21 protein-coding genes and 1 tRNA gene are annotated in these 26478 nt (G+C 40.6%); 11 read left to right on the top strand and 11 right to left on the bottom strand.

All coding sequences use genetic code 11. The features are described from left to right. Nucleotides 1-2: 2 nt before the first annotated feature. On the top strand, nt 3-785 hold the full coding sequence (locus tag GO620_RS05350) for a glycosyltransferase (protein WP_157526617.1): 783 nt from the start codon (nt 3-5) through the stop codon (nt 783-785). On the opposite strand, the gene GO620_RS05345 is transcribed toward GO620_RS05350, so the two are convergent. The 7 genes from GO620_RS05345 to GO620_RS05315 all read right to left on the bottom strand — a co-directional run bounded on the left by GO620_RS05345 (nt 780) and on the right by GO620_RS05315 (nt 9896). Further along, nucleotides 780-1988, bottom strand: coding sequence for a glycosyltransferase (locus GO620_RS05345; RefSeq protein ID WP_157526618.1), 1209 nt, complete (start codon nt 1986-1988; stop codon nt 780-782). The two genes, GO620_RS05350 and GO620_RS05345, sit on opposite strands and share 6 nt — an antisense overlap. After that, the gene (locus tag GO620_RS05340) at nt 1985-3559 is read right to left on the bottom strand and encodes an O-antigen ligase family protein (protein ID WP_157526619.1); all 1575 of its coding nucleotides are present in this window, start codon (nt 3557-3559) and stop codon (nt 1985-1987) included. The genes GO620_RS05345 and GO620_RS05340 overlap by 4 nt, the downstream gene beginning before the upstream one ends. Further along, nucleotides 3559-3708 (bottom strand): hypothetical protein, encoded by a 150-nt coding sequence (locus GO620_RS05335; protein WP_157526620.1) that lies wholly within the window; start codon nt 3706-3708, stop codon nt 3559-3561. The genes GO620_RS05340 and GO620_RS05335 overlap by 1 nt, the downstream gene beginning before the upstream one ends. Then, nucleotides 3698-4909: a glycosyltransferase gene (locus GO620_RS05330; RefSeq protein WP_244139465.1), complete on the bottom strand. Its 1212-nt coding sequence runs from the start codon at nt 4907-4909 to the stop codon at nt 3698-3700. Before GO620_RS05330 ends, GO620_RS05335 begins: the two co-directional genes overlap by 11 nt. Beyond that, nucleotides 4878-7043 (bottom strand): GumC family protein, encoded by a 2166-nt coding sequence (locus GO620_RS05325; RefSeq protein WP_157526621.1) that lies wholly within the window; start codon nt 7041-7043, stop codon nt 4878-4880. Before GO620_RS05325 ends, GO620_RS05330 begins: the two co-directional genes overlap by 32 nt. After that, nucleotides 7044-7787 (bottom strand): TolC family protein, encoded by a 744-nt coding sequence (locus GO620_RS05320; RefSeq protein WP_157526622.1) that lies wholly within the window; start codon nt 7785-7787, stop codon nt 7044-7046. Between the two features lie 159 nt (nt 7788-7946). After that, nucleotides 7947-9896 (bottom strand): polysaccharide biosynthesis protein, encoded by a 1950-nt coding sequence (locus tag GO620_RS05315; protein WP_157526623.1) that lies wholly within the window; start codon nt 9894-9896, stop codon nt 7947-7949. A 234-nt stretch (nt 9897-10130) separates the two neighbouring features. Between GO620_RS05315 and GO620_RS05310 the strand changes: the two genes are divergently transcribed. The 6 genes from GO620_RS05310 (at nt 10131) to GO620_RS05285 (ending at nt 15421) form a co-directional block, all read left to right on the top strand. After that, nucleotides 10131-10204: transfer RNA gene (locus GO620_RS05310), tRNA-Pro, on the top strand. A 76-nt stretch (nt 10205-10280) separates the two neighbouring features. After that, on the top strand, nt 10281-11204 hold the full coding sequence (locus tag GO620_RS05305) for a glycosyltransferase family 2 protein (RefSeq protein ID WP_157526624.1): 924 nt from the start codon (nt 10281-10283) through the stop codon (nt 11202-11204). A 19-nt stretch (nt 11205-11223) separates the two neighbouring features. Then, complete coding sequence (locus GO620_RS05300; RefSeq protein ID WP_157526625.1) at nt 11224-12615, top strand: O-antigen ligase family protein; 1392 nt, start codon at nt 11224-11226, stop codon at nt 12613-12615. After that, nucleotides 12612-13301 (top strand): acyltransferase, encoded by a 690-nt coding sequence (locus GO620_RS05295; RefSeq protein ID WP_157526626.1) that lies wholly within the window; start codon nt 12612-12614, stop codon nt 13299-13301. The genes GO620_RS05300 and GO620_RS05295 overlap by 4 nt, the downstream gene beginning before the upstream one ends. A 1-nt stretch (nt 13302) precedes the next feature. Beyond that, nucleotides 13303-14268, top strand: a complete 966-nt coding sequence (locus GO620_RS05290) for a GDP-mannose 4,6-dehydratase (protein WP_157526627.1) — start codon at nt 13303-13305, stop codon at nt 14266-14268. A 1-nt stretch (nt 14269) separates the two neighbouring features. Then, a complete protein-coding gene (locus GO620_RS05285) occupies nt 14270-15421 on the top strand; it encodes a glycosyltransferase family 4 protein (protein ID WP_157526628.1) in 1152 nt (383 codons plus the stop codon). On the opposite strand, the gene GO620_RS05280 is transcribed toward GO620_RS05285, so the two are convergent. Further along, nucleotides 15418-16521, bottom strand: coding sequence for a glycosyltransferase (locus GO620_RS05280; RefSeq protein WP_157526629.1), 1104 nt, complete (start codon nt 16519-16521; stop codon nt 15418-15420). The two genes, GO620_RS05285 and GO620_RS05280, sit on opposite strands and share 4 nt — an antisense overlap. Nucleotide 16522: 1 nt before the next feature. Beyond that, the gene (locus GO620_RS05275; protein ID WP_157526630.1) at nt 16523-17476 is read right to left on the bottom strand and encodes an SDR family oxidoreductase; all 954 of its coding nucleotides are present in this window, start codon (nt 17474-17476) and stop codon (nt 16523-16525) included. Between the two features lie 362 nt (nt 17477-17838). Between GO620_RS05275 and GO620_RS05270 the strand changes: the two genes are divergently transcribed. From GO620_RS05270 to GO620_RS05255, 4 genes are all read left to right on the top strand, one after another. Beyond that, nucleotides 17839-18912 carry a glycosyltransferase family 4 protein gene (locus tag GO620_RS05270; protein ID WP_157526631.1) on the top strand — a complete coding sequence of 358 codons (1074 nt, stop codon included), beginning with the start codon at nt 17839-17841 and terminating at the stop codon, nt 18910-18912. Between the two features lie 85 nt (nt 18913-18997). After that, entirely contained in the window at nt 18998-20659 is a 1662-nt protein-coding gene (locus GO620_RS05265; RefSeq protein WP_157526632.1) for a capsule assembly Wzi family protein, read from the top strand. A gap of 52 nt (nt 20660-20711) precedes the next feature. Continuing rightward, nucleotides 20712-23063, top strand: a complete 2352-nt coding sequence (locus GO620_RS05260; protein ID WP_157526633.1) for an SLBB domain-containing protein — start codon at nt 20712-20714, stop codon at nt 23061-23063. A 9-nt stretch (nt 23064-23072) separates the two neighbouring features. Next, on the top strand, nt 23073-24140 hold the full coding sequence (locus GO620_RS05255) for a hypothetical protein (protein ID WP_157526634.1): 1068 nt from the start codon (nt 23073-23075) through the stop codon (nt 24138-24140). Here GO620_RS05255 and GO620_RS05250 read toward each other — a convergent pair. Both GO620_RS05250 and GO620_RS05245 read right to left on the bottom strand, forming a co-directional pair. Continuing rightward, on the bottom strand, nt 24137-25030 hold the full coding sequence (locus GO620_RS05250) for a glycosyltransferase family 2 protein (protein ID WP_157526635.1): 894 nt from the start codon (nt 25028-25030) through the stop codon (nt 24137-24139). The genes GO620_RS05255 and GO620_RS05250 overlap by 4 nt on opposite strands. Then, a complete protein-coding gene (locus GO620_RS05245; RefSeq protein WP_157526636.1) occupies nt 25027-26469 on the bottom strand; it encodes a flippase in 1443 nt (480 codons plus the stop codon). The genes GO620_RS05250 and GO620_RS05245 overlap by 4 nt, the downstream gene beginning before the upstream one ends. Between the last annotated feature and the right edge of the window lie 9 nt (nt 26470-26478).

Raw genomic sequence — 26478 nt, 5'->3', positions numbered from 1 at the left:
ATATGACGTATACATTCGATACGATTACCTTACTGGTGACGCATTATAACAGAAGTAAGTCGCTGGAGCGATTATTGAAATCTTTTGTTGATCGCAACATTACTTTCGGTGATGTTGTAGTATCTGATGATGGCAGCAACGAAGAGCACCTCTCTTACATGCGCGCCATGCAGGAGGTTTACAAATTCAGGCTGATCACCACGCCGCAAAACAGAGGATTGGGTAACAATATCAATAAAGGCCAGGATGCGGTTACTACTCCCCTTACCATTTATGTGCAGGAAGATTTTGAACCGGTTAAAGATTTTGGCAAGCATCTCGCAGACGCGCTGACGATTATAAACGAGCGCCCTGATGTAGATATCATACGTTTCTATGCTTATTTTTTATATCCATTTTTAAAGCCATATAAATTCGGGTTCTCTGAGATGATCTTTAAAATTTGGCTTCCGGGTTATCGCAAATTTCATGTTTATAGCGACCATCCGCACCTGCGTAGAAGCAATTTTTTCGAAAAATTTGGGCGCTACGCCGAGGGGCTGAAAGGCGACAAGACAGAATTTTTAATGTCAATGTCTTTCACCAAGCATAAAGGTAAGGCCATGTTCTACGAAGATTTTAAAGGCCTGTTTGAACAAATAAATACCGACGCAGAACCCAGTACAATGACGCTCACGCGCAGCAATTTCAGGCAGAGCAACAATCCGTTTATCGCATTCGGACGTGCTATTTACCGTAATGTTAAACACACTTACGACTATCTTACATTTAAGAGAAGATCATAGGGCCGGCGTGTTCGCTATAATGGCGCTGTAAATTTCCTTAACGCTATTCGCCCACGTGTGCCCTGCTGCAAAATCCCGACGGGCTTGCTCTCTCTGCGGAGAATTTTCTTCTAACGCTCTTGCGATAAGCGTTAAATAATCTTCCTTGCGTTTAGCAAGATAAACCTGATCTGCAAAAACCTCCATGGCATCTGTATGGGTGGCCACTGTTGGTTTGCCCATCGCGAGGTATTCGTCGATCTTACGCGGATAATTCCCGATAGTAACGGGGTTAACCACCTGAGGATTAATGCAGACATCAAAAGCATTTATGTAACCGGGCAGCTGTTCCGGACTTTTAGCGCCTGGAAAATGAACATTGCTTAATTGATGAAGGCCGCTTTTCTTGAACTCACCATCCTCCGGACCTACCAGGACGATCTGCCAGTCCGGTTTTTGCCTGGCAACCATCTCCAATAAGTCTAAATCCAGGCGAATGCTTTGTAACGCACCAACATAACCGATAATTGGCTTCGCGATAGGCTGCATATCTTTAGGGATGATGCTTTTATCGTAATCTGTAAAAATATCCAACTCGCAACCCTGCCCTACGTAATAAGATTTAGGGTTATATTTTTTACAGTAGTCTGCCAGGTAAGTAGAGTTGGCTACACAGACATCGCTCTTAGCAATGAGTTTAGGTTCCAGTCGCTCGCCATGATGCTTCCAGTAATCTACTGCCAGCATAAAATCACGGATATAATAAACACTGCTCACAGGGTGCAACAATTCCTTTAAATAGAAACAGCGGAAGATGTCATTGTCATTAAACAGAATGTAATCTTTGAAGCCTAGCATATCAGCCGCCGCCTTTATCGACTTAGCCAAACGTTTGTTGTTGATCTTATTAAAAAACGTATGGATAGCAGGATTCTTTATCCATGTTATTGATTCGATGATCTCGTCAGGGTAAAGGTTCCAAAGGTTATCACTAATTTTTATAACGTTCTCCGCTTTGGTCCGGAGCATCTCAATCCGTTTTTTTACAGCGGGCTCATCCTTTCGCCGCAGGTACTGTATCCTATCAAGCGGAGAGTTAACGTATAACACCCGGTTGTTTTTACTAAACTCAACGGCAATGTTCTTTGCGTTACTGCCAATTTCCGTATCCCAGGGCTGCTGCCCTACCATAATGATGTCTCTGTTCTTTATCAGATCTTTCATACCAGTGCCAGGTCTTCGTCTTCGTTAAGGGCTTGTTTTTCGGCAGCCTTCTCTGCTAGTTTTGCTTCCAATTTATTTTGATTAGCAGTCTTCTCATCGTCCAGTCTCTTGGTCACGATCGTTAACGCAACAAATAGATAAAACAGCAAATTTGAAGGATATTGCACTAATGCCTCCTGCGGAAAGTTAGCTATGTTGTAAGCAAATATAATGAGCAGAGATGCCATACAATACGTTTTAAGTTCGGGGTCTTTTATACTGTAAAAATTATCGATCCCCGTTTTCATAAACGTAAACATCATTACGCAAAATATAAACAACCCAATCCAACCATTTTCTACCGCAACGCGTATGTAGCCGCTATCCGGCGCAAAATGTGCCAGGTAAGAATTCGGGGCAAAGCGTTGCCCCCATGCGCCGGTAGATCCCAATCCCCCCCCCATTGGGTGTGTCAAAATGTATGGCTGTATGCGTTTCTGATTTATCTTACGCAAGTTATAAGACGCATCATTACTTGGATTAAACGCTGTTTGAAAGCGCAGTAAGTTTTGATTAGACGTAGGGATCTTAATAAGGATGGCAAAAAAGAAGGTGATGAATATGGAAAATATCAACACCTTTCTGTTAAAGTTCAAGATCGCGAACATGATTAGCGCTGCAGGCACCAACACGTTAGCACCACGCGTACCCGACGTCAATCCAGAGGTAAAGAATAGAATGATAAGCAAGAAGCTTACTATTTTTATCCAAGCCTTAAATTTGCCTGCAATAAGCGAGATGCACAAAATTACCGGCATAGACATGTTGTAGGCAAACGCTACAGGGTCTGAGAAGAAAGAGAATTTGCGCCAATGGCCGGCAATGAACAACAGCGAGGCAATCTCCGGGTCAGAGTTCAGGTAGGCCCATTCACCGTCAGAGAACCCTATAAACTCTTGCTTAAGCCCATATAAGGCGCCGGCAATGGTATAAACCAGATACAGCACCATAAGGTACCTGATGAATTTGATATCCCTTATATAGTAAACGAATATGAAAAAGGATAACTGCACCAAAGCTACTGTACGTACTGTATATAGCCACTGATTTAACGTAGGTGCGGATGGGTTAGCCACCTCAATAAGGTTGAAGCCCAGCCACATAAATATCACATTCGTAACCGGTGTTTTAAAAATCTGCCAGTTGTTCTCTTTCTTTTGCCGCGCTATTATGGTAATAAGCAGCATGGCCTGAAATGCATCGAGCGCGGTACCAACAGGTGCATCTATGCCAATACGCAAAATAAGGAACAAAAAATAGGCAACCGTGAGCTGCAGCGTAATAGCAAATATGGGAATTGAAAAGATGCCGTAAATAATTGGTGGTGCCATAACCGCGGCAAGAAACAGCACACCGAATACAATGCCGCTTTTAGATATTCCAAATGCAACTAAGGCCGCAAAAAAAAGAAATAAGCCTAAACCGAATTTGTTACCCAGTTTCTCAAGCAAAAAAGTTTTAGTAAACCAATCTGAAAACGCCTTGCGGCGGGTTGACTTTAAATGACCGCTATATTTATTATAGGTTGGCATTAAAAGAAAAGTATTTTAACAAATAACGCGAAAGTGCTTAAAAATGCCACTACGATGGCAACAATGCGGCTAACCCTTAGGATAACTTTCCTAAGGGCCATGTGCAACTCATGCGCCTTGCGTATCTTTTCTGCAGGTTCAACTCTCATTTTCTGCAGGTTTATCTGCCGCACTGTGAACATAGTGCGTGGTTGCTACCGAATGCTTGTTGGCCTTACGCACCTTTAGCAACGATAGTACCTGGTAAAAAATAAATTTAGGAATATTTACCAGTGATTGATAAATGCGTTTGTCTGTTTCAGATTTGGCCAACGCGATATAAAATCCCAAAACAAAAGCGATAAAAGCACAGAGCCATACTACTACTGCCGTAGCGCTGATGAAAATGTTTAAGAACATGAAAACAAGCGAAAGCAACAAGAATATGAACAATGGCGGGCGCAATAATATCAAACCAAAGACAAATTGGTTGCGGCTGCTTTTAAACAACAGCTTGAAACCGTAACCAAAGTATTTAAACCAGGTATTGATCCATCGTGAACGTTGTTTTACCAGTTGATCACTCTTGGACGTTTTTTCATCAAATACAATAGCATCCGCGGCAAATGCGATGCGCAGGTTGCGGCTTAGTATACGATATTGCAATACTTTGTCGAAACCGGCACCGATAACATCGTTATTTTCAAGGCAATCGCGGTACAACTGTGTTTTAAAAGCCATTCCGGAGCCGGCAAGTGTTGCAGACGAGCCGAGTTTGAATAATATTTTACCATCATAAAAATGGTAATAGATATCACGGGCGGCATCTAAGCGTGCAAAAGTTGTATTCAGGTTTTTCGCTTCCCTTACGCCTTGCACTGCTTCAAATCCTGCATTAAAATAGAGGTCTAATTCCGTCAAATAATTGGGCAGAACAAGGTTATCGCTATCTATTATGGTGACACATTCGTGCGGGCGTTTAAATCGGTTAATAGCATAAAAATGCGACTTCGTGTTACTGGCTAACGTTTCTTCGGGCCGAAAAATGGTAACGCGTCCGTCGGTAAAATGCAATCCCGATATATCGCATTTATCCGCAACAACATAGATGTGAAAGTTGCTGTGTTCAAGCTTGAGTAGAGATTCCACAACGTCGGGAATTGTGTAAACCTGCTCATATGAGGTTACAATAATTCCGTAATCAAACTCACGGCCTTCGCCAATTGGCGGATTGTATTTTCTTTTAAAAGTGGAGAAAATGTACAATACAAGGGGCAACACCAGGTTGTAGCCGATAATGATCTGTATCAGTAACCACAAATAAGCGATCAACACAATGTTATCCTCCTTTCTCCAGCTGGTCTTTGCCAACCATGTTCATTACCCAACCCACAAAATTATCTTCTAAAGATTTAAGATAATCCAAGCTCAACTGATATTCGGTGCTAAACGCCTGGCCCGCTTCAAATACGGTGACAACCTTGTTCCCGAAGATTGTCCACTCTTTGGCTTTGTTCAAAGCGCTAAGTGTAGGCGTTTCTACAATAATGATGTCAAATTCCTTTTTTAACTCATTGATCTTACGCTCAATGGTATCAGAATCAGCGGTTTCTAATAACGAATTGCCTCCACCCTGGTTACCAATAACGTTTACTTTAGAGTTATTTTGCTCGGCATCTTCAACACTTTGGCCGTTAAAGAAATCCTCAAGTGTAAGGCGTGGATTTACCAAGTCTGTTATGCCAGGGTTGTCAAAGTTACCATCTATTACCAGCACCTTTTTATTAATAGCCGCGTAAGCGTAAGCCAGGTTCATGGTTAGGTAGGTTTTACCTTCGCCTGGTTCAATACTATTTATCAACAGCATTTTGGTGCCCTTTAACTCATGCGATATCTCATACCTGATGGATTGCAGCAAATTTCGGAAGAGGACTACGTCCGGATTGTTATCCTTTTCCTGCCAAATCTTGTTTAAATCTATTGCCGACATCGGTAACAGGTTAAGATAGCCTACCACCGGCGTTTTGGTTTTATTGGCCAACTCGCGTGGGTTTTTAAGCGTACCGTCTAATAAAAATAGGATAAAGAATACGAACAAGCAGAACACAAACATCACGATACCACTTAAGATAACCAGCAGCATCTTTTTAGACGGCTGTGCCAACCCCGGCATCGCGCTGTCAACCACACGCAAGCGATTAGAGAAATTAGCTTCCAGCGTGGTCTCATTGTATTTTTCAAGGACCGTGAGGTATTCTTTGCTGCCAACTGTGATCTGATTTTCGAGAGATTGAATTACAGCCTCAAACGGCACCAGTTTATTTAGAGACGCATTAAGTTCGTCGACCTTTGACTGAAGAATTTTAACACTGCTTTTAGCAAGGTCAGTTTGTATCTGTAGCTCCAATTTACGGCCTATAAGCGCTTGTTTTGCCGCTAAAGGGTTAGTCGCTGCCTGATCAGAGGCGTAGCTAATCTGCGTTTTGATCAACCTATTAAGAGAGTCGATCTGACGCTGATACTGCGGCTGGAAGTTTGATGCGACTAATCGTCCCTGTAGTGTCTTAATCTGATCTTCTAAACCAACAATACGCGAGTTTGATCTTACAACTGTGCTTTCTATATACTGACGGTCTTGAGGATCAAACTTCGCGTCTATGCCATTTACGGCTGCCTGATTCGCGCCTACTTCCCGCTTGGCTTCTTGTAGTTTCGCGTCATATGATGACAATTCAGTATAGACGCCCGCTGCCTGTTGCGTTAAGTTTAAAATGTGATTGTTTATTTTAAAGTTTTTAAGCTCCTGCGTTTTCTTATCAAGCGTATCCTTTTTCTGTTGCAGCAAGTCTTTAAGAAAATTTGAAGCGCGGCTCTGGTTTTCTTTCAGTAAAATATCATAATACTCAATTACTTCCTGGCAAAGTGTATTAACAATAAAAGCAGCCAACTGCGGGTCGTCACTTTCAGTCGATATAGTTACAAAGTCGCTGCTTTCAGTTCTATAAACCGTAAGTTTCTTACCAAGGGTTTCCTGATCATAACCCATTGAGTGCATAACCTCATAAATCCCCTTCTGGTCTGAATTGAATAATGATAAGGCTTCACGTTTCTTATAATTTTGTTTAAAAACGTCAAGCATATGTGATTTCGCTTCGGGATTTAGCGTCACCATTAACTTGCTTGGTTTCCTAAAAGGCGTATTGGCCGTGAGATCGTGAATCATTAATGCATACGACACCTGGTCGAGCATTTTTTTTGATTTGATAAGCTCAATTATATTGGCAAACTGTTGCTGTATCTTCTGCTCACCACCACCCAAAAGTTCGGCAGTTATAGAAACCTGTTTGGTTTGATCAACGATGCCGGTAGCTATTTGGGCTGTAGAAACAAAAACACTAGGTTGATTGCGCACCAGAAAGTAGGTAATAATGATTGCAACCAGCGGAATTATAACCAGTAGGTATTTGTTTTTAAGAAGAAGTTTAAAATATCTGGTTATTTCCATCTATCTGATGTTTTCTATTTTCTCGCCTAGTAGAGCTTCAAGATCTGCTTTGGCGGCAAGGTAACCGCTCTCTGCGGCTATACGGGCTAATGTATTTGCAGAGGCGCCTGCAACGGCTTTACTGTACAATTCAAAAGTTTCTTCCCCCTTTTCAAAACGGCGCTTCTCCAATGTAAGTGTTTGATCGTCTAGAGACGCGTTCTGTATCTGCACCTTGAGTTCTGCCTCACGGGTTTTAAACACATAGTATAGTTTCTTAATGTCCGTACGCAACGTGATTAAGTATTCGGCCTGGTCATTATAAGCGATATTGAGCTCTTCTTTAGATTGCCTTACGTTGTGGGGCTTTATTAGAAAGTTTGTTGGATTAAAGAAGAAACCTACCTGTATGCTATTGAAGTAATTATAGTTAGATGCGATGGTAGTTGTTGCCCCTGTAGTTGTGCTTACAGGATTAGTAGCAGCAACACCGGTAGTGCCCTGACCCGCATGTGGGCTGTAAATGTATGACAGTGTAAACTCATCGAAATAGGAAAGTTTGGCCTTAGCCACGTTACCTTCCGCGATTTTGATACGGCTGTTATAAGTTTTTACACGTGGATAGTGTAAACGCGCTGTCTCTACCAATTTTGTCAAGTATACCTCGGAGATTTCTTGTATCAAGCCTGTTTGCGCCTTTGCAGATAGTGTGAAGCAAACCAATAATACTGCAGTAATTTTCAGCGTAATCAAATACTTTCTCATCACAGGAAATAATCTATGGCTCGTCAATAACACTCGTGCACTAAATTAGAGCAATAGACAGGCAACGGCAAACTATGTTGAAAACGCGGGGCAATTTTCTTTTAAGTTATCAAAACTACATTCCATTAGTTTATTCTTTAACTCATGAGAAAATAAGTGTTAATTACTTATTGTGGATTCCGTGTCCAGTTGCTCGTAAATTGAGTTGTTACTTTTAAATTCGGGTACTAACTCTTTCATTTTAGCAACCATGCGTAAACTATTGTTGCCTGCAGAAAGCTGGATGAGTTCGTCTATGTGTTTTAAGATACTCTCGAAGTGATATTCACGTACTTTTGCCACCATAATCTTATGATGGTGAGTGGGTAGCGTGTTTTCTTTATCGTTTAGCAATTCTTCGTATAATTTTTCGCCCGGCCTTAAACCAGTAAATTCTATGGCAATATCTTGATTAGGCACTAAACCTGACAGCCTGATCATTTTTGTTGCCAGTTCTGCGATTTTCACAGACCTGCCCATATCAAATATGAATATCTCACCGCCGTTACCCATAGATCCCGCTTCTAAAACTAGCCGGCAAGCTTCGGGTATAGTCATAAAATAGCGTGTAATATCTTTATGCGTAACCGTAATGGGCCCACCCTTTTCTATCTGAGCCTTAAAACGGGGTATAACAGAACCATTAGATCCCAGAACGTTCCCAAATCGGGTAGTGATGAAACGGGTTTTTTCAGGATTACGGTTACTGTTTAGATGACTAAGTCCGTTTTCGTAAATAATGCCAGATTGAGTAAATGAGTTAAATAGTGATTGGACATAAATCTCGGCAATGCGTTTCGACGCACCCATTATATTTGTTGGGTTAACAGCCTTATCTGTAGATATCATTACAAACTTTTGCACGCCATATTGAACAGACAGGTTGGCCATTATTTTGGTACCTAAAATATTTGTACGTATTGCTTCGGCGGGGTTATGCTCCATAAGAGGAACGTGCTTATAAGCCGCGGCATGATAAACATACTGCGGTTGAAAAGTCTTAAACATCGTCTCCATGCGGTTCTTATCGCGAACGTCGCCTATGAAAGCATGAAAAATTAAGTTGCTGCACTCTTCTTGGAGTTCAAGTTGTAACTCATGCAACGGCGACTCGGCCTGGTCAACCAAAATAATTAATTGCGGATCGAACTTGCTCAACTGGCGCACTATTTCGCTTCCAATTGAACCCGCGGCGCCCGATACAACAATTCTTTTACCTCTTAACTGCTCTTCAATTTCATCATTATGAATTTTTATAGGTTCTCGTTCCAGCAAATCTTCAATCTTAATTTGTTTTATCTGGCGCGAGTCTATGTGTCCATTTATCCAAGTTGTCACTGGAGGAAGCGTTAATACCCTAATGCCGTGTTTAAGGCAGATATCAACTATTTTATTCTTCCTATCGACATTCAAATGATTAACAGCAATGATAACATCATCTATTTTATCATGCGTGCCAATAAATTTTTCAAACGCATCTACACTGTAAATTTTAGCGCCATCCATCACTTTCCCTGTCTTACGAACATCGTCGTCTAAAAAACCGACGATGGACATATTTACAGCAGTGTCGTGATCTAGGTTTCGTTTTGCAGCCATACCCATGTCGCCGGCACCATATATTACAACTTTGCGTTTGTCTATCCTTATATTTCTAATATACAAAAAGAAATATTTGACCATTACCCGGTAGCTGATAAGCATGCTGCCGCTACAAAGGGCGTTTACCACCAATATTTGATTAGATAAGACCGGCCCTTTTCCATATGCTAATAAAACAAGATTTGCAATAAAAAAGATAGCGTTAACGGTAAGCACAGTCAAAACAATTCGATGTGCGTCTTGCAAACTCGTATATCGAATAATTCCAGAGTATGTTTTTACACTTAAAAAAACAATGGCGTTTATTCCAATAAAGAAAAGAATGTTTCTGCTAAAGGCCGCTACGTCAATATTGTAGATGTCGAAATTATATCTAATGAAATATGCCAGGCCTAATGAAAATACGCATATTATAATATCCAAAATGAAGATTATCCACCTGGGTACTATGTTTATTGATTGGAACATTTGCAAGAATTTATTTCACAGTTGATACAACGATCCTGGTTACAATATTAAAGATAATAATTTAAATATACGCGGTTGAATTTTAGTGATGTTACTGCGAACGTAAAAATAGCTGATACGCAACACATTAACTCATTTAGTTAATACCAGAGCGGAATGGATGTTCGTTTGAGACAATTTTTTTTAAAAAAAGTTTGCTTACGCAATTTAAAAGCATACTTTTGCATTCCCTTTCGGGATGTAGCGTAGCCCGGTATCGCGCCACATTTGGGATGTGGAGGCCGCAGGTTCGAATCCTGCCATCCCGACAAAATGCGGTACCAAGCATAAAAGCCTTAGAATAACTCTAAGGCTTTTTTATTAGATATTCCTACTTTGCAATGTATGCGGTATAAAACGGCAGTTATTTTAGTTAACTACAAAAAACCAGAACATACAATTGCTTGCCTAAGGTCACTGTTTGAACATTGTGACAGTAGGGAATTCGATGCGATTATAATTGACAACGCCTCGAATGATCAATCAATCGATAAAATAAGCAAACACTTTCCTAGTCTCACCTACATTTCTCAATCGAAAAATCTTGGGTTTGCGGAAGGAAACAACCGTGCCTTAAAGTTAAGCATTGAAAGGGGCTACAAATACTCATTAATAATTAACAACGATACCATTGTTAAAGACAACCTAATAATCAAGTTGACGAATCATCTTAAAAGCCATCCTAACACGGTAGCCGTACAGCCTGCAATTTATTGGATGCACCGACCCAAAGCACTATGGAACGGGCCGGGATATTTTAACAAATGGGTTGGTAAAACATACAATAAAAATGCGGATGGCGCGACAGGCCTGCATACTCCGTTGGAGCCGGATTGGCTAACAGGTTGTTGTATGCTTGTACGAAATGCTGCTTTGCAAAAGTCTGGTTTGTTTAATAGCAAATTTTTCCTTTACTATGAAGACGCAGATCTGTCCTATCGGTTAAAAAAAATTGGGCGGTTAGCGTATCTTCCAACTGCTAAGTTGTATCATGAAGCAGGTGCATCTGCTAAAACGTCGGTAAAAAATTCAGAAGGTACGCTTTCACCAGTTATACATTATTACGTTTGCCGCAATCATTTATGGTTTATCAGGCGTTATGGACTTCCTCTTTTATACCCTGTTAATTTACTTTATAATTTGAGTTATTATTTAGTATTGCTTTGCTACTTTATAATTCGCGGTCGCAAGCACAAAATCAAATTTTTATGGCGTGGATTAACAGAAGGTTTATTTACACCTTTGCGCATTATTTGGCCAAATCAATAAGGCAATATATATTTAAGCGATGTTTGTCTTTCCACTGATATTTCTGCTGTCTTTTGTAGCATCGCTTAAAGAAATTTTTTCGGGAAATAGGGCCGGCATTTTATTGTTCCTTATATTCGGGTTGTCTATCTACACCACAGCTATGTCTGCCGTCTTTTTGATGGGCTTGAGAGACGTGCTACCGCCGGCGCAATTTTTCAAAGAGTTTTTGATATTAATAGTGTTAATTATAGGTATTCTTTTAGTAAAGAAAGTACCACGTTTACATTTAATAGACTACCTGACATTAGCTTTCTTGCTGCTTACAATTGTTTACGCTATACTACCTATAGGCGGGCAAACATTTATACAACGGCTAATTGCATTAAAAAGCATTTCTTTCTTCATAGTGGTTTATTTTGCCGGTAGATTTATAGACATACGTACTGTATTTATAAACAAGTATTTTAACTACCTGCTTATTTTAACTATAGCCGCCGGCGTTGTTGTGATAGGAGAAGCTATTGCTAATCAAAATCTTCAGACTATAACAGGTTATGCTGATTACGTCTACTACTTCTTTAATATGGAGCCATCCGGTAACTTTGGGTTGAGTACAACTTTCGAATCTGATGGCGGGTACAGGCGATACGGCAGTTTTTTCTCAAACCCTTTAGAGCATGCCGCCGCCACTATTTTAGCACTGTCTGTTATACTAGCGTTGTTTACGAGTGATGATAACAAATTTAGGGCAAGTAAGATCGGATTGGCGGCATTGGTGGCTTCTGTATGTTCTATCGTTTTGGCTTTTTCGCGCGCGCCGTTAATAAGTTATTTGTTGGTAATTTACATCTATGCCCTCCTGACTAAGAAGAGGTTGATTACTAAAATCGTTCATTATTGCTTTATAGCCGGCGTCATTTATGTGGCCTATCTTTTTCTTAGGTTAGATAAAAAGCAAAATCCTTTTGTTGAAATAATCATCTCTACAATTGATTTTAGTAACCCGTCTAGTGTTGGCCACGTGTTGCAATGGGTACAAGGCATTACGGCGATTGCGGGTAATCCCATGGGTCTTGGCCTTGGCGCCACCGGCCGGGTGGCAGGCACATTGGGCGAAAACGTTGGCGGCGAAAACCAGTTCATCATCATTGGTGTACAAGCCGGCATAATCGCACTAATTTTATATTTGATTGTTTACCTGTTATTTATAAAGCAGGGGTTAAAGTGGTTTAAGTTGCTTAAAGGAAATGAACGTAAACTGTGCCTCGCGGTATTGCTTTTTAAACTTGGAATTTTAATTCCTTTATTCACATCAGAAATTGAGTCGTCTTCTTATATCTCATACATGAATTGGTTTCTGTCCGGCTTATTTATCAGTGTTGTTATGAAACAAGGCATTGAAAGCCCTCAACCTGCCCCTGCCTTATGATAGAAACTTTAATACGTAAACTAAAACGCGATCCTGATTACAAGTGGGAAAGCAAGCACTCAAACCGCGATATGTTAGTTATCTCGATACACAGGCTTTGTCAGTTGATACGCGGATGTTGGTTAAAATTGTTTCTAAAAAGCTCGGCCGGATTTGTTTTTTGCGGCAAGCGGGTTAACGTTCGTCACGGCTATAAGGTAACGGCCGGGAAAAATCTGATCCTGGACGACAACGTATCAATAAACGCGCTTTCTTTTAATGGCATTCAATTTGGAGACAACGTTTCCATCGGTCGCGGCTCAATTCTTTTTGCCACCGGAGTTGTTGCGTATAAAGGTGTAGGAATAAAAATAGGTAACCGTACCGGCATAAATGCCCGTGCATATTTAGCCGGACAGGGCGGCATCACCATTGGAGATGATGTAATCACAGGGCCGGATATCAGCATTTTCTCTGAGAATCATAACTTTGACCAGCCTGATAAAACCATAAAAGATCAGGGTGTCACAAAAGCCGCTACGGTTATTGGCAACAATTGCTGGCTGGGTGCAGGCTGTAAGGTCTTAGCCGGGGTAATCATTGGTGAAGGCAGTGTGGTTGCGGCAGGAAGTGTTGTGAATAAAATGGTGCCGCCAAATAGCGTGGTTGCCGGTGTACCGGCTAAAATCATTAAGACCCGAAATTGATATGGCAAAGATTGCAGTTATAACGGGCATAACAGGCCAAGACGGATCTTATTTAACGCAGCTTTTGTTGAGTGAAGGCTATAAGGTTATTGGTTTGGTTCGCAGTTATAACAACTTTAATAAACACGGCTTAATCTACTTAAACTTAATCGGTAAAGTTAAAATAGAAGAGTGCGATTTGCTGGATTTTTCGAGCATTATTAAGATTCTTTTAAAATACAAACCAGACGAATTTTACAACCTCGCGGCGCAAAGTTCAGTAGGCATATCGTTTGAACAGCCTATTGGTACCATAAATTACAACACACAATCGGTATTAAACATTTTAGAAAGTGTAAGGCTTTTAGCGATGCACACACGTGTCTATCAGGCATCAAGCAGTGAGATGTTCGGCAGTGTTAACACATTGCCGGTTACAGAAAGAACACCGTTACATCCATTAAGTCCTTACGCAATTTCTAAAGCCTCGGGCTATTGGATAGGCGTTAACTACCGTGAATCTTATGGTGTACATTGCGTAAACGGTGTGTTGTTTAACCACGAGTCCTATCTTCGGGGGCCTCATTATTTTATTAAAAAGGTTATAAAAACTTCGCTTGACATTAAATATGGCATTGCAGATGTTTTAAAAGTGGGCAATATCGACGTTAAGCGTGATTTTGGTTATGCACCCGATTATGTAAAGGCAATGTGGCTATCGTTACAGCAAGATATTGCTGATGATTATCTAATTTGCTCCGGTCAATCTGTCTACTTAAGAGAGATAATAACGCATGTTTTTAAAAGTCTTAATATTGACAATGAGCGGTTAGTGGAAGATCCGTCATTGTTCAGACCAACTGACATCGAAGATATATATGGCGACAATACCAAGGCTAAAACACAATTGGGTTGGCATTACAACAAGTCTTTTTTTGAAGTACTAGACATTTTAACTGCGGAAGAGGAAAAAAATCACATAAAATAGTTTGAGCGAAAATATACAAAGAAACGACAGGCCAATTATTGTTGGTGTTGATATCAGAGATCTTAAAAAAGCAAAGACAGGCATAAAAACTTACCTGGAGGAATTGCAGCGAGAATTTACGCACATGAACGATGACGGTATAAGTTTTCGGTTCATCGACACTCTCCTACCTGTTTATAGCGGCCCAAAAAAAATCTGGAAATGGGTTGAGCATTTTCGCTACCAATTATGGAAGCAAATAGTGTTGCCTTTAAAAGCGTGGGGTCAAAAATGCGATATTGTTTTTTGTGTCGATAATTGTGTACCCATTGTTCATTTAGGTTATAAAACCGTTCATGGTTTACATGATGCTTTTTGTTTTGAATCGCCCGAGAGTTACGGTAAGCTTTGGCTTTGGCTTTATAAAGCTACAACCGTACCTGGCGCCCGGCGATCGCCATTACTTGTCACTGCTACAGAATACGGCAAAAAGCAAATTGCCCATCACGTCGGTATAGATCCTTCTAAAATTGTGGTTGTCCCTGATGGGCCTAAGAGGATGAATTATAATGCCGATGACATTTCTGGCAACCATGTTCTCGATCGTTTTCCAATAAAGAAACACAACTACATTCTGCATGTAGGGTCAATGTTTAAACGCAAGAACATTCCTACACTGGTAAAGGCTTTTGTAGAATTGAAAAAGACTGGCTATCCCGATTTAAAACTCGTATTGGCAGGCTCATTTATTACCAATCAATATGACAATGATCATGATGTGATAAAGGAACTGATAGAGCAGAATGCGTTGCAGGAACAAATTATTACAACAGGATACTTAACAGACCAGGAAATCGGGCAGCTTTATGCAAATGCGTTGCTGTACGTATTTCCTTCATTCAATGAAGGTTTTGGATTGCCCGTTCTGGAAGCGTTTGAATATAACGTGCCTGTTATCGTATCCAATAATACCTGCCTGCCTGAGGTGGGTGGCGATGCTGTTCTAACATTTAATCCTTACAAAGTTGAGGAACTGGTTGCAAAGATTCAATCGGTTTTAGACGATCCGCAATTGCGAAAAGACATGATTGCTAAAGGCATAGAACGCTTAAAAAACTTTTCCTGGAAAAGAACTGCCAACGAAATTGTTGAAGTGTTTAAACGTGTTGGCTAGTATTTAGAAAATACTTGAACGTGCTCTTCGGCAACACGGTCCCAGTTAAAAACACTTAATGCCCGTTGTTGCGCTTTTCGGGCAAGTTTTTCCATCTCGTCATAATTTGCCTCACAAAAATCTATTTGTTCCGCTAGAGAAACAGCGTCGGCTTTTTTAAATGTGGTGACAGTGTCTTCCACAACATATAAATTTTCAGGTATATCACTCACAATCATCGGGACATTTAATCCCATCACAGTGAGTACAATAGGCGAAAGCCCTTCGACGTCTGATGGTTGAATGTAACAATAAGCGTTAGCGATCAGAGAATTGGCTTCGTCCCCGTATATATAACCCGGAAAAATAATCTGTTCGTTACCCATCGCGAGTATTTCTTTTTCATATTCTGATGAATTGGGCGACCCGCCTATTAGCACAAGTTTCTTATTTGAATTTGATTGTTTAAATCCGGGAATGAGATAATGCAGACCTTTATCTGGAATAAAACGCCCAATAAAAAGGTAATATCCGCCTTTTGTCAAGCTTAAACGCCGTAGTACGTTATCAGATATACTTGTCGTGTCAACTTCACTACCGAAAGGTATAAATGTAAACTGCTTTTTAAAACGATCTTCAAAAAGCCTTTTTGCAATTACATTATCAAAGATTACCTGGTTTGGCAGCGTCGCGGTTAAATAAGCAGAAAGCTTTAAATATAATTTTCCATACCACGGCCATTTATCGCGTTTCCAATCAACCCCATCCTGGCTGATAAAAACTTTTTTGCCGAACAATCTTAATGGTAAGGCCCAAATGCTATTGCCGCCATTTTGAATGTGAACAATATCTGCAGTGTTGTTGACTATGATATCAAAGGTTGCTTTGCAAGAGTGTAGTAGTGTGTCGAAACCGGATTTTGACACGGTTTTCAATGTCTTTATTGTGACGCCTTTAAATTCAGTGACATCTACAAAAACATCTTTGTATTGTCTGTTATAAGCAACAACAGAATGTCCTAATTTAACTAATCTTGGAAATAGTTCTAAAGCAAATTTGTCGGCACCCGCCGCCCCTTTTGCAGGAGGCAAGGTTCGAAACCCAAAAGCGGCAATGCGCATTTTATAAAACGGCGTTGGTACCTATACCGTCTTCTTTTACAGTATAAATATTTTCGGCAACGTAATCTGTATAGTAATCAGTAATATATTCGCTAAGCGCAACTTTCCAATCGCGCATGATATTCATATTACGTAATTCAAGCTTTTTATTTATCAAACGTTCTGATGGCGGGCGTGGTGCAAAATAAATTTCTTTAAAGTGGTCAGAGCTAACCTCATTAATATTCACGTCATCCTGTAAACCCAATATGTTAACAATTTCTTGTGCAACTTGAACGCGGCTTGTTTCGCCCGTGCAAACCAGATTGTAAAGTCCCCAATATTCATTTTCTAAGAGCAACTTAACGTTCTTAGCAAAATCCACTGTAAACGTTGGTGTGCCATCCTTATCGTTAACAATATGCAACTCTCTTTTACCGGATGCTAACTGCTTGATAATTTTATTGACAAACTTTTTATCTTTTTTTGGTCCGCCACCCATCATCCAACCTGCACGGCAGATAATATATTTTTTTGCATTTTCACGGACGTAACGCTCGCCCATGTATTTGGAACGCGCATAATGGCCAAGCGGGTTTGGCTCGTCCCAATCATCATAAAAATCTTTTTTTCCGTCAAATATCCCGGCAGTACTAATGTATAAAACAGGAATATTTAGTTCGTTTGCCAATAAAACAGCATTTTCAACTGATGTTGTATTGGTAAGATACGTATCATCGATGTTAGATTCGCATTCTTCCAGATTAGTTAATGCACCTATATGGAAAAGGTAATCGGGGTTATATTTCTTAACATCATTCTTATAAGCTTCGAAATCTCTAAAGTCTAGAAAATCAAGCCATTTTTCATTTACATCTTTATCTGTGCACTTAACATCATAATCATTTTTAAAGACACGATAAAAAGCCTCACCAAGCATTCCCCCACTACCAGCAATGTAAATTTTTTTCTTCATATTATTGTTTTATGTCGACAGCACGAATGCTATATAAGGTAGATAGTTTCGCCTCAAACAACTCTCAAAAATACTATTTTTAAGTAGAAAACCAATTTTATCCTTACGATGCTATTCTTATTATAACTATTTCCTATTAGTTATTTACTCGCTTTTAATAATAATATTGGCGACACAATCGCAATTGTATCATAAAAGCTACAAATTACTATCTACCCTATTAAACGCATAAATTATGCCATTGTTTATTAAAGCCGACAGCGCAATTATTTACCAGCCAACTTAAAATGTGAAACGTTGTGTTATGGAATTAATATCTAACTTCGACGAATTACTGCGATGTGCAGAGTTTAATATTGCGAATGAAAGTTGCTTTTATTACCCGTTTAAACCTTTATAAGATAGCAGGCGGGGATACTGTACAAATAGAACAAACTGCGAAACAGCTGAGAAATATTGGTGTAGAAGTAGACATACTTCGGTCTATTGACAATATCCCCTACCATGACTATGATGTATTGCATTTCTTCGGCATCCCTCGCCCCGGCGATATGGTCACCCATAGCCGTAAGGCTAAAATGCCTTTTGTAATATCTACAATTCACTGTACTTACGGAGACTATTATAAATACAATAGAAAAGGTATCGGTGCATTTTTTAGCCGGCTGAATTCTGATAGCATGGAATATTTTAAAACCATTGCGCGCTGGCTGGTGGGTAAAGATCATCGTCCGTCTCTTCATTACTTTTTAAAAGGGCAAAGGAAAAGTATCATAGAGGCGCTCGAGACTGCCAATTATATTCTTCCAAACTCAGAATCAGAATTAAATCGTTTGAAAGAGATTTATACACCCAATGTTCACGGCTTGGTAGTGACAAATGGTATCAACCCTGAAAAATTCCCCTATGATCCGTCTGTAAGAAAAGATGATAATTTAATTGTGTGCGTTGGCCGGATTGAAAACAGAAAGAATCAGCTTAATCTTATCAAAGCACTTAACAACACCCAATATAAATTAGTGCTCATTGGTGCGCCTTCGGCAAATCAAATGGATTACTATAAGAGCTGTAAAGATGTAGCGGCTCCTAATGTAATATTCGCGGGCAAAGCACCGCACGACAAAATGGTGGCCTATCTGCAAAAGGCCAAAGTACACGTACTGGCCAGTTGGTTCGAAACTACAGGCTTAAGTTCGTTAGAGGCCGGCATAATGGGTTGCAATTTGGTAATTACAGACAAGGGCGACACCCGTGACTACTTTAGAGACGATGCCTTTTATTGCGACCCTGCAGATCCGGCAAGTATTAAAAAAGCAGTAGATGAAGCATCATCGGCTCCCTTAAGTCAACTGTTGTATAACCGTATTATTAATGAATATACATGGCGTAAAGCTGCGGAGCAAACCTTGAATGCGTATGAGTTAGCTATTAAGTAATTTTCTTTTACATGATATGATGCCTGCTAAAATTGTGTTTATTAATTATAATTAACTTTGCACCCATTACATCCACCTCCTGCAAATGAAAATCAGTAATAGTAAGTGCATATTACCTATTATAATTGCGCTTGTTCTTGTCTCGGCTAATATTAAAGCCCAGGCAGTATTTGAAAACCCTCAGCATCCAATCTATCAATATCTTGCAAGGCAAGCCCAAAAAGGCCGTATACGTTTTGATGACCTGATACAACCGGTTAGTCGTAAGCAAATTGCCATCTTACTTCACCAACTTAAAGATGGCGCTAAGGGATTAACAGACGTTGAAAAAAAGGAGTTAGATTTTTACCTTAATGATTACAGTGAGTTTGAGGACAATCAACAAGACCAAACTAAGTGGCTTTTCAGTAAGGATCAGTTTGGTGTACGCCGTGCAGTAACTGTTACTAAACCTGGTTTCATCCTTCGTGCCGACCCTGCCATCACTCTGGAAAACACAATTGGCAGCGGCGGAAAAAACGTATTTAAGCAAGCCTCCGGATTGGTCTTTTGGGGCCAGGCTGGTAAACACTTTAGTTTCCAGGCTTACTTTCAAGATGTTAATGAAAAAGGTAAAGGTGTAGACAGTTTAAAGCAGTTTACACCTGAGACCGGTATACAGCGCACCGCCAACCTCGATTTTAGATCTACTGCTGTAAATTACAGTGATGTACGCGGAAATATTACCTACTCGTGGGACAACGGCTTAATTAGCGTTGGCAAAGATCAGGTATTGTGGGGTTATGGCCAAAACGGCAGGCTGGTCATGTCTGATAAGGCACCGTCATACCCTTTTATCAGGTTTGACTATAAGCCTTTAAAATGGCTTCAGTTTAATTACGTTTTTGCGTTCTTGCAATCGGCGTTAATAGACTCAGCACGTACCTATAAAACCGGTACAAACTTGTATAGCGGAACGCGCGAATTGTACATTCAAAAATATCTGGCGTCACACAGCCTTACATTTTTACCTGGGAAAGGGATATCGCTCAGTATAGGAGAATCAATGGTGTCGAGCGACTATCTTGACGCAGGATATCTCATACCGATCCTTTTCTTCAAGGCCTATGACCAATATCAGAGCCGCTATAAGATCACAACCGGCTCTAACGGGCAAATATTTTTTCAGGCAAGTTCCAGGAATAACATTCCCAACACACATCTTTACGCTACTTTGTTCATTGATGAGATTCGCCTTGAGACGGCGTTTGACCCGGCACGTAGCCGTAATCAGTTGGGCTACAATATCGGTGGTTCTGTAACAGATGTATTCATCCCTTATTTAACTGTCGGCGCGGAGTATACGCGAATCAATCCGTTCGTTTACGCCAATTTAATTCCGGCGCAAACGTACGCCAGTCAAAATTATCTATTAGGAGATTGGATCGGTCAAAATTCCGATCAATTTTTAGCATGGCTGTCATACAATCCTTTTCCAAGATTAACTACAAGCGCGCAAATTAGCCATATACGCAAGGGTCGGAATGGAAGTGTACTTGATCAATATTTTGCAGAACCACAACCAAAGTTCCTACAACAAGGCCCGGTAGAAAGCCAAACGCAGTTTACTGTGTCGGCAAGATATGAACTTATACACCGTTTATATCTTCGTGGTATTTACCAACATCAGACCGGTGTAATACGCCCTGCATTGCAAACTAACGCGGTACCAAACCAAATTACTGTTGGGGTTAATTATGGGTTCTGAGCTGTTTATTTAATTTATATTTGCATATTCAACTGTATTATATTTTCTCTAAATGCGACTAAGATTTCTGTTCTGCATACTTGTGTTACTATCATTTGCTGTCCCCGTAAAAGTGATGGCGCAAGATGTATCCGTTGGCAACCTGTCGAGTTTGAAAGTTAGCGACCTTTCTGACGACAAGATTACCGCTATATGGAACAAATTAGAAGAAAGCGGATTATCGGAAACAGAGGCTTACAAGCTTATGATTCAGAAAGGTGTACCACCAGATGAGGTGCAAGCCTTTAAGGACCGGGTAACCTTACTGGGCTTAAATGGCAAAAAAAATAAAACAAGTATTTCAAATAAAGCACGTAAGCAATCTGTAGATTATTCCAGAGACAGCTTGACCGTTGTGAAAAAGCCTACCGGCGTGATTAATGCCACCCCGAAAGCACGCGACACAACACAGGCCCTTCAGGTTTATGGGTTAGATTTCTTTAATCAGTTTGATATTACCTTCGAACCCAATGTTAACATGGCTACGCCAAAGGGTTACGTGTTAGGCCCCGGTGATAATGTTATAGTGCTTGTTACTGGTTTAAATGAAAGCTCGCAAACTTCTAAGGTAACCCCAGAGGGTAACCTTGTTTTGAGCTACGCCGGCGTTGTATACGTAAACGGTTTTACTATAGAACAGGCTACCGCACTTATCCGCAATAAAATGACGCGCATCTACCCTGGCTTAAAAACCGGGCAAACGCAAATTACCGTAAACCTTGGCAACACCCGTAGTATTCGCGTCACACTTACCGGCGAGGTAAAAACTCCGGGTTCATACACGCTATCTTCCCTTACAACGCTTTTCAACGCGCTTTACAATTCCGGCGGACCAAGTATAAACGGTTCTTTGAGAAACATTGAGATCATTCGCGCTAATAGGGTATATAAAACGGTTGATTTCTACGATTTTTTACAAAAAGGTATTTTATCCGGCAACGTCCGTTTAGAAGACCAGGATGTGATACGCATTCCGGTATATAAAAAACGCGTATCAATAAAAGGTGAGGTTAAACGGCCGGCTATCTATGAATTGAAGGATGATGAGCAACTGGAAGACCTTATAAATTATGCAGGCGGATATACAGATATCGCTTATAAAGGTATTGCTAAGGTTGAACAAATTAACGCTCTGGAACGAGAGATAAAAGATGTACCCGCCAACCTGTTTAACAATTTTACACCGCGTAATGGCGATGTAATTACTATAGGTGCAATTACCAACAGATATGCCAATCGCGTGGTATTAGAAGGTGCTGTATACCGCCCCGGACCATATGAACTAACCGCAGGCTTAACCTTAAGCTCGCTTTTAAAATCTGCCCGGGGATTAAAAGCAGAAGCATATATGGTACGTGGTTTTATTAAACGTACCCTACCCGATCTTCAAAAACAATTTATTTCATTTAAACCGCAGGAAGTGGCTAGCGGTGCTGGTGACATTCCCTTAATGCGCGAAGATACTGTTGTGGTTCTTGATGAAAGCACTTTTATATCGCGCCGTATGGTAACCGTAAATGGAAACGTACGTACACCAAGTAGCTTTGTTTACCGAAAAGGCATGAAACTTAGCGATGTGATCGCAATGGCGGGTGGTTTTACAGATGTGGCCGCCGAGCGCCACGTAGAGGTGTCGCGAATTATACGTAACGAGCAAGACAGTGTAGCCAACCAGGTTGTGCAAAGTTTCAATATCGATATGTCTGCAGGTACCAACAACGACATACCGTTGGAGCCAATGGATTACATTTTCGTACAAAGATTGGTTAACTACCGCTCATTAGGTAATGTTAGTGTGAAAGGCGAAGTATTATTCCCGGGAGATTACGCAGTACAGCGACGCGATGAAAGCGCGCGCGACTTTATTCAACGCGCGGGGGGCATTACACCTTACGGTTCATTAGAAAATGCTCAGGTTTTTAGAAAAGGCGTTCGTGTAAATCTTGACCTTACTAATTTGAGTAATGATAAGCTTAATCGCGAAAGCCAGATACTTTTAGAAGGTGACAGCATTTATGTACCCAGGGTAATCACATTTGTTGATGTGACGGGGGCGGTTAACAACCCCCAGTTGATCAACTACGATAACAGTAGTTTCAAATATTATATTAATGCCGCAGGTGGTACAACGTCAAAGGCATACCTCAAAGGTGCCTACATAAAATACCCCAACGGCTTAAACAGGCCTGTAAGACATTTCCTGTTCTTTAGAAATTACCCATCTGTTAAGCCGGGCAGCAAAATTATCGTTCCGGAGAAAGATCCCAGCTTAAAATTCAGATTAAGTGTTGGTGATATCACCGGTATTGCGTCAGCGCTCACTGCGTTGATAAGTTTAATTGCTATACTCAGAACTAAAAACTGATAATATTTGATGGAGCATTATCCTTACGAGTCTGAGTTTTCATTTAAGAAATTGTTAAATGACAGGAAGAAAGATGTGCGTTATATACTCACGTTTAAACCGCTGCTGTTAGTAGCAATTTTAGTTGGCGGACTGTTAGGGGCCGCATTTGCTTATTTAAAAAGGCCAACTTATACAGCCCGACTAACCTTTGTAGTAGACGACTCGAAATCGAGCGGAGGCGGCGGCTTAGCCTCATTGGCCGGCCAATTAGGCTTCGATTTGAACGGCATTGGCGGTAACAGCGGTGTATTGGCGGGCGACAATGTTGAACAATTATTAGTTAGCCGCAAATTAATCCAGCAAACCCTGTTAACACCATATGACTCAGTAAAACGCACTTCACTTGCAGACAAATATGCTGAAGTATCAAAATTAAACAAACGCTGGGAGGAGTTCGCTGTAAATGGTAAGCCCATCGCTTTTCCGTACAATGCATCAAATTATACTCGCCTGCAAGACAGTTTGCTGCATGAAATGACGGATCAAATTTTATCGGGCGATTTTGGCATTTCTAAAACGGATAAAAAGCTAGGCTTCTTTGAGGTAAACACCACCATGAAAGATGAGCTTTTAGCCCAACTTTTTTGTAAGCGTATGATCAACGCTGCCACGCAATTCTACATCACTTCAAAAACTACCCGACTGCGGAAAAACGTTGCCCGGTTACAATTACGTGCAGATAGTATAGGCGCGATACTTAACAGGCGTACTTATGCATTATCATCTGCCAATCAAAGTCTATTAGATCTTAACCCTGCCTATACTACAGTAAACGCTAACGTGGAAGTTAAAGAGCGCGATAAAATTGTACTTAACACAATTTTTACTGAAACAGTTAAAAGTCTTGAAAGCAGTAAAACTTTGCTGGCCCAGGAAACACCAACCGTACAAATTGTTGATGAGCCGCAATTGCCGCTTAAGAAAAACAAGATGAAGTATTTTACAACTGTTCCCGCCGGTATTCTTGCCGCTTTACTTTGCGTGATTATTTACATACTGATTTTTAAAGGCCGTAAAACGACAGTAGCCGTTTAAAACTTGTTCCGCCTTACAATTAGCATATAGTTAAGCTTTTTTGCTAAATATGAGCGGTTGCTTAATTTCAGAAAACGACTAAATATCCTTTTATTTTCCTCTGTCAGACGGTTATCGTTTAATTCATAAAACTGCCGCACTGCCCCTATTTGTTCTGTTAAGAAATCATCTTTACCACGTAATGCTTTTAACAAGCTTACGTAATTAGCGTAGTATTTGTTGGGCAAGTCATCATTTACAGAGATGCTGAAATTTGCGTCGTGCCGTTTGTATCGCACCATTGAGTTGCGCAAATATTCCCCCTTACCAAAACTATATACAGCCAGCGCGAGCCACTCATCATGTGAGCGTACGCCGTCCGGCATCTTAAGAAACTCTGCTTTGGCTTGGGAGTTCATAAGCACCGTGCAGCCGTTAACAAAATTAGCGCGTAACAAGGTTTCAAGGTTATGATGATATTTATTATGACCAAGCAAATCCCTAAAAGACGGACTGATCACTGTATCATACTCATCAACAAATATTAGGTCGCTATAAACCATGCACGGCACAGTATTATCATTTATAGCTTTAAGCCGCTGTGCTGACTGTTCTAGCTTTTCGGGAATCCACTCATCATCCTGGTCGCACAGTGCAACAAAATTTCCGGGCTTTGTCATTGACACAGCTTTCTGAAAGTTTTTTGCTACACCAAGCTGGTTGACATTCACAACAAATCTCAGACTACCCTGCTCCTGGTACTCTTTTAAAATATTGATAGTACCGTCCGTAGAGTTGTCATCAGTTACGATCACTTCATCAGGCGCTAAAGTTTGATTAAGTACAGAATCTAGCTGCTTCCTTAAGTATTTAGCGCCATTGTACGTAGCCATAGCGACGGAGACTTTCATGCGCTTATATTAAGTTTTGATTTCGCTAAAGCAAAAAATTGGTACGCCAGCCTATTCTTGAAGACCCACGTTTGCGTTGTGATATAAACCACAGCACAGGATACGGCCGCACAAATAATTATGCCTATAGGTATAATATGGGCTTCTTTAATTGCCCATATGATAGGTACGAAAAGAGCAGCACTTAATAGGGCTTGAGGTATAAGCACCCAATTGTACTTAAAAGCATAACGCTGTCTTATAATGTGGAAATACAACCCGCTAACCGCTATTTCTGCGCAAATATTTGCAACTGCACAGCCGGTTGCCTGGTAACGCGGTACTAGCAAGAAATTTAACAGCACGCTTACGGCCACACCAGATAACACGCAAAAAAACATAGCCCTGTTAAGTCCCGCCGGAACCATCACCATAAATAGTAGCATATGAGCAAACCCAATTATCAATGGCAATAAGGCCAAAATACGCATACCCTGTGCCGCCGGCAAAAACTCCCGGCCCGAAAACAGGCTGATTAATTCTGGCGCTAACATTATGAGGCCAATAACCAGCGGAACGCTAAAAAAAACAAGGAATTTGAAAGTTTGATCAAGGCTCCGCTGAACGGATTCCAGGTTTCGATCGGCAAAATCCTTACCCGCTTTTGGCAATAGGATAACCCCCATTGAAGTTACGAAGGGTATGCTAATCTTGCTGAATTTAACAGCTGCCGTGTAAAGGCCTACTGTTTTGCTGTTTGAAAGGAAGCCAAGCAAAACGGTATCCATTTCTGCATACATGCTTCCGGCCAGCGTTGTAGCAAAAATATAAAGCAGAGGTGTGATGTGATGACGTAGCTTGAGGTTTGTAAACGATAATTTTACCTTACCTTTTAAAAGAAAGATGCTAAGCAGGTTATTGCCTATAAAAGCGAACATCATTAAGTATAAATACACCCTAAAATCTGCGGGTGTTTTTACAAGCATAAACAACAAAATCAGATTTAAAAGTTTAAATGCTACGGATCGTAAGGCAATAGACTTAAAATCCTCCATTCCGGTGTATATCCACTCGACGGAACAAAAGCTGGTGAATACCAATATCCCGGCAGCACGATACGTTAGCGGATCACCGGTAAAATATGGCACAAAGGATATGATCAGGAAATAACAAGTAGAAAAGATGATACTTGAAATGAAGTATATGGTTACAAGCTCTGAGAAAACCTTAGCGCGTCCCGCCGGGTCGTCCCGGTGCCGGGCCACCTCTTTGGCACCATAAATTGGTATCCCTATGGCGGCAAGCATACAAAAATAAAGCGCGAAAGAAAAAGCGAATTGAACTTTGCCGATACCAGCCGGCCCAAGTATGCGCGATACATAAGGAAAGCTTACGATTGGAAACAGCACGTTAGCCAGCGTAAAAATTAAATTAAAAAAGTAATTTTTAACAACCGTCATTACACAATC

The sequence above is a fragment of the Mucilaginibacter ginkgonis genome (assembly GCF_009754905.2).
GTDB classification, from domain to species: Bacteria; Bacteroidota; Bacteroidia; order Sphingobacteriales; family Sphingobacteriaceae; genus Mucilaginibacter; species Mucilaginibacter ginkgonis.
Note: the sequence above shows the minus strand (reverse complement) of the source record. Positions and strands in the feature narration are given on the sequence as shown.

Excerpts from the sequence above, each read along its gene's own strand:
- GO620_RS05350 (WP_157526617.1), top strand. The coding sequence starts at position 3 with ATGACGTATACATTCGATACGATTACCTTACTGGTGACGCATTATAAC.
- GO620_RS05345 (WP_157526618.1), bottom strand. The coding sequence starts at position 1,988 with ATGAAAGATCTGATAAAGAACAGAGACATCATTATGGTAGGGCAGCAG.
- GO620_RS05340 (WP_157526619.1), bottom strand. The coding sequence starts at position 3,559 with ATGCCAACCTATAATAAATATAGCGGTCATTTAAAGTCAACCCGCCGC.
- GO620_RS05335 (WP_157526620.1), bottom strand. The coding sequence starts at position 3,708 with ATGAGAGTTGAACCTGCAGAAAAGATACGCAAGGCGCATGAGTTGCAC.
- GO620_RS05325 (WP_157526621.1), bottom strand. The coding sequence starts at position 7,043 with ATGGAAATAACCAGATATTTTAAACTTCTTCTTAAAAACAAATACCTA.
- GO620_RS05320 (WP_157526622.1), bottom strand. The coding sequence starts at position 7,787 with ATGAGAAAGTATTTGATTACGCTGAAAATTACTGCAGTATTATTGGTT.
- GO620_RS05315 (WP_157526623.1), bottom strand. The coding sequence starts at position 9,896 with ATGTTCCAATCAATAAACATAGTACCCAGGTGGATAATCTTCATTTTG.
- GO620_RS05305 (WP_157526624.1), top strand. The coding sequence starts at position 10,281 with ATGCGGTATAAAACGGCAGTTATTTTAGTTAACTACAAAAAACCAGAA.
- GO620_RS05300 (WP_157526625.1), top strand. The coding sequence starts at position 11,224 with ATGTTTGTCTTTCCACTGATATTTCTGCTGTCTTTTGTAGCATCGCTT.
- GO620_RS05295 (WP_157526626.1), top strand. The coding sequence starts at position 12,612 with ATGATAGAAACTTTAATACGTAAACTAAAACGCGATCCTGATTACAAG.
- GO620_RS05290 (WP_157526627.1), top strand. The coding sequence starts at position 13,303 with ATGGCAAAGATTGCAGTTATAACGGGCATAACAGGCCAAGACGGATCT.
- GO620_RS05280 (WP_157526629.1), bottom strand. The coding sequence starts at position 16,521 with ATGCGCATTGCCGCTTTTGGGTTTCGAACCTTGCCTCCTGCAAAAGGG.
- GO620_RS05275 (WP_157526630.1), bottom strand. The coding sequence starts at position 17,476 with ATGAAGAAAAAAATTTACATTGCTGGTAGTGGGGGAATGCTTGGTGAG.
- GO620_RS05270 (WP_157526631.1), top strand. The coding sequence starts at position 17,839 with ATGAAAGTTGCTTTTATTACCCGTTTAAACCTTTATAAGATAGCAGGC.
- GO620_RS05265 (WP_157526632.1), top strand. The coding sequence starts at position 18,998 with ATGAAAATCAGTAATAGTAAGTGCATATTACCTATTATAATTGCGCTT.
- GO620_RS05260 (WP_157526633.1), top strand. The coding sequence starts at position 20,712 with ATGCGACTAAGATTTCTGTTCTGCATACTTGTGTTACTATCATTTGCT.
- GO620_RS05255 (WP_157526634.1), top strand. The coding sequence starts at position 23,073 with ATGGAGCATTATCCTTACGAGTCTGAGTTTTCATTTAAGAAATTGTTA.
- GO620_RS05250 (WP_157526635.1), bottom strand. The coding sequence starts at position 25,030 with ATGAAAGTCTCCGTCGCTATGGCTACGTACAATGGCGCTAAATACTTA.
- GO620_RS05245 (WP_157526636.1), bottom strand. The coding sequence starts at position 26,469 with ATGACGGTTGTTAAAAATTACTTTTTTAATTTAATTTTTACGCTGGCT.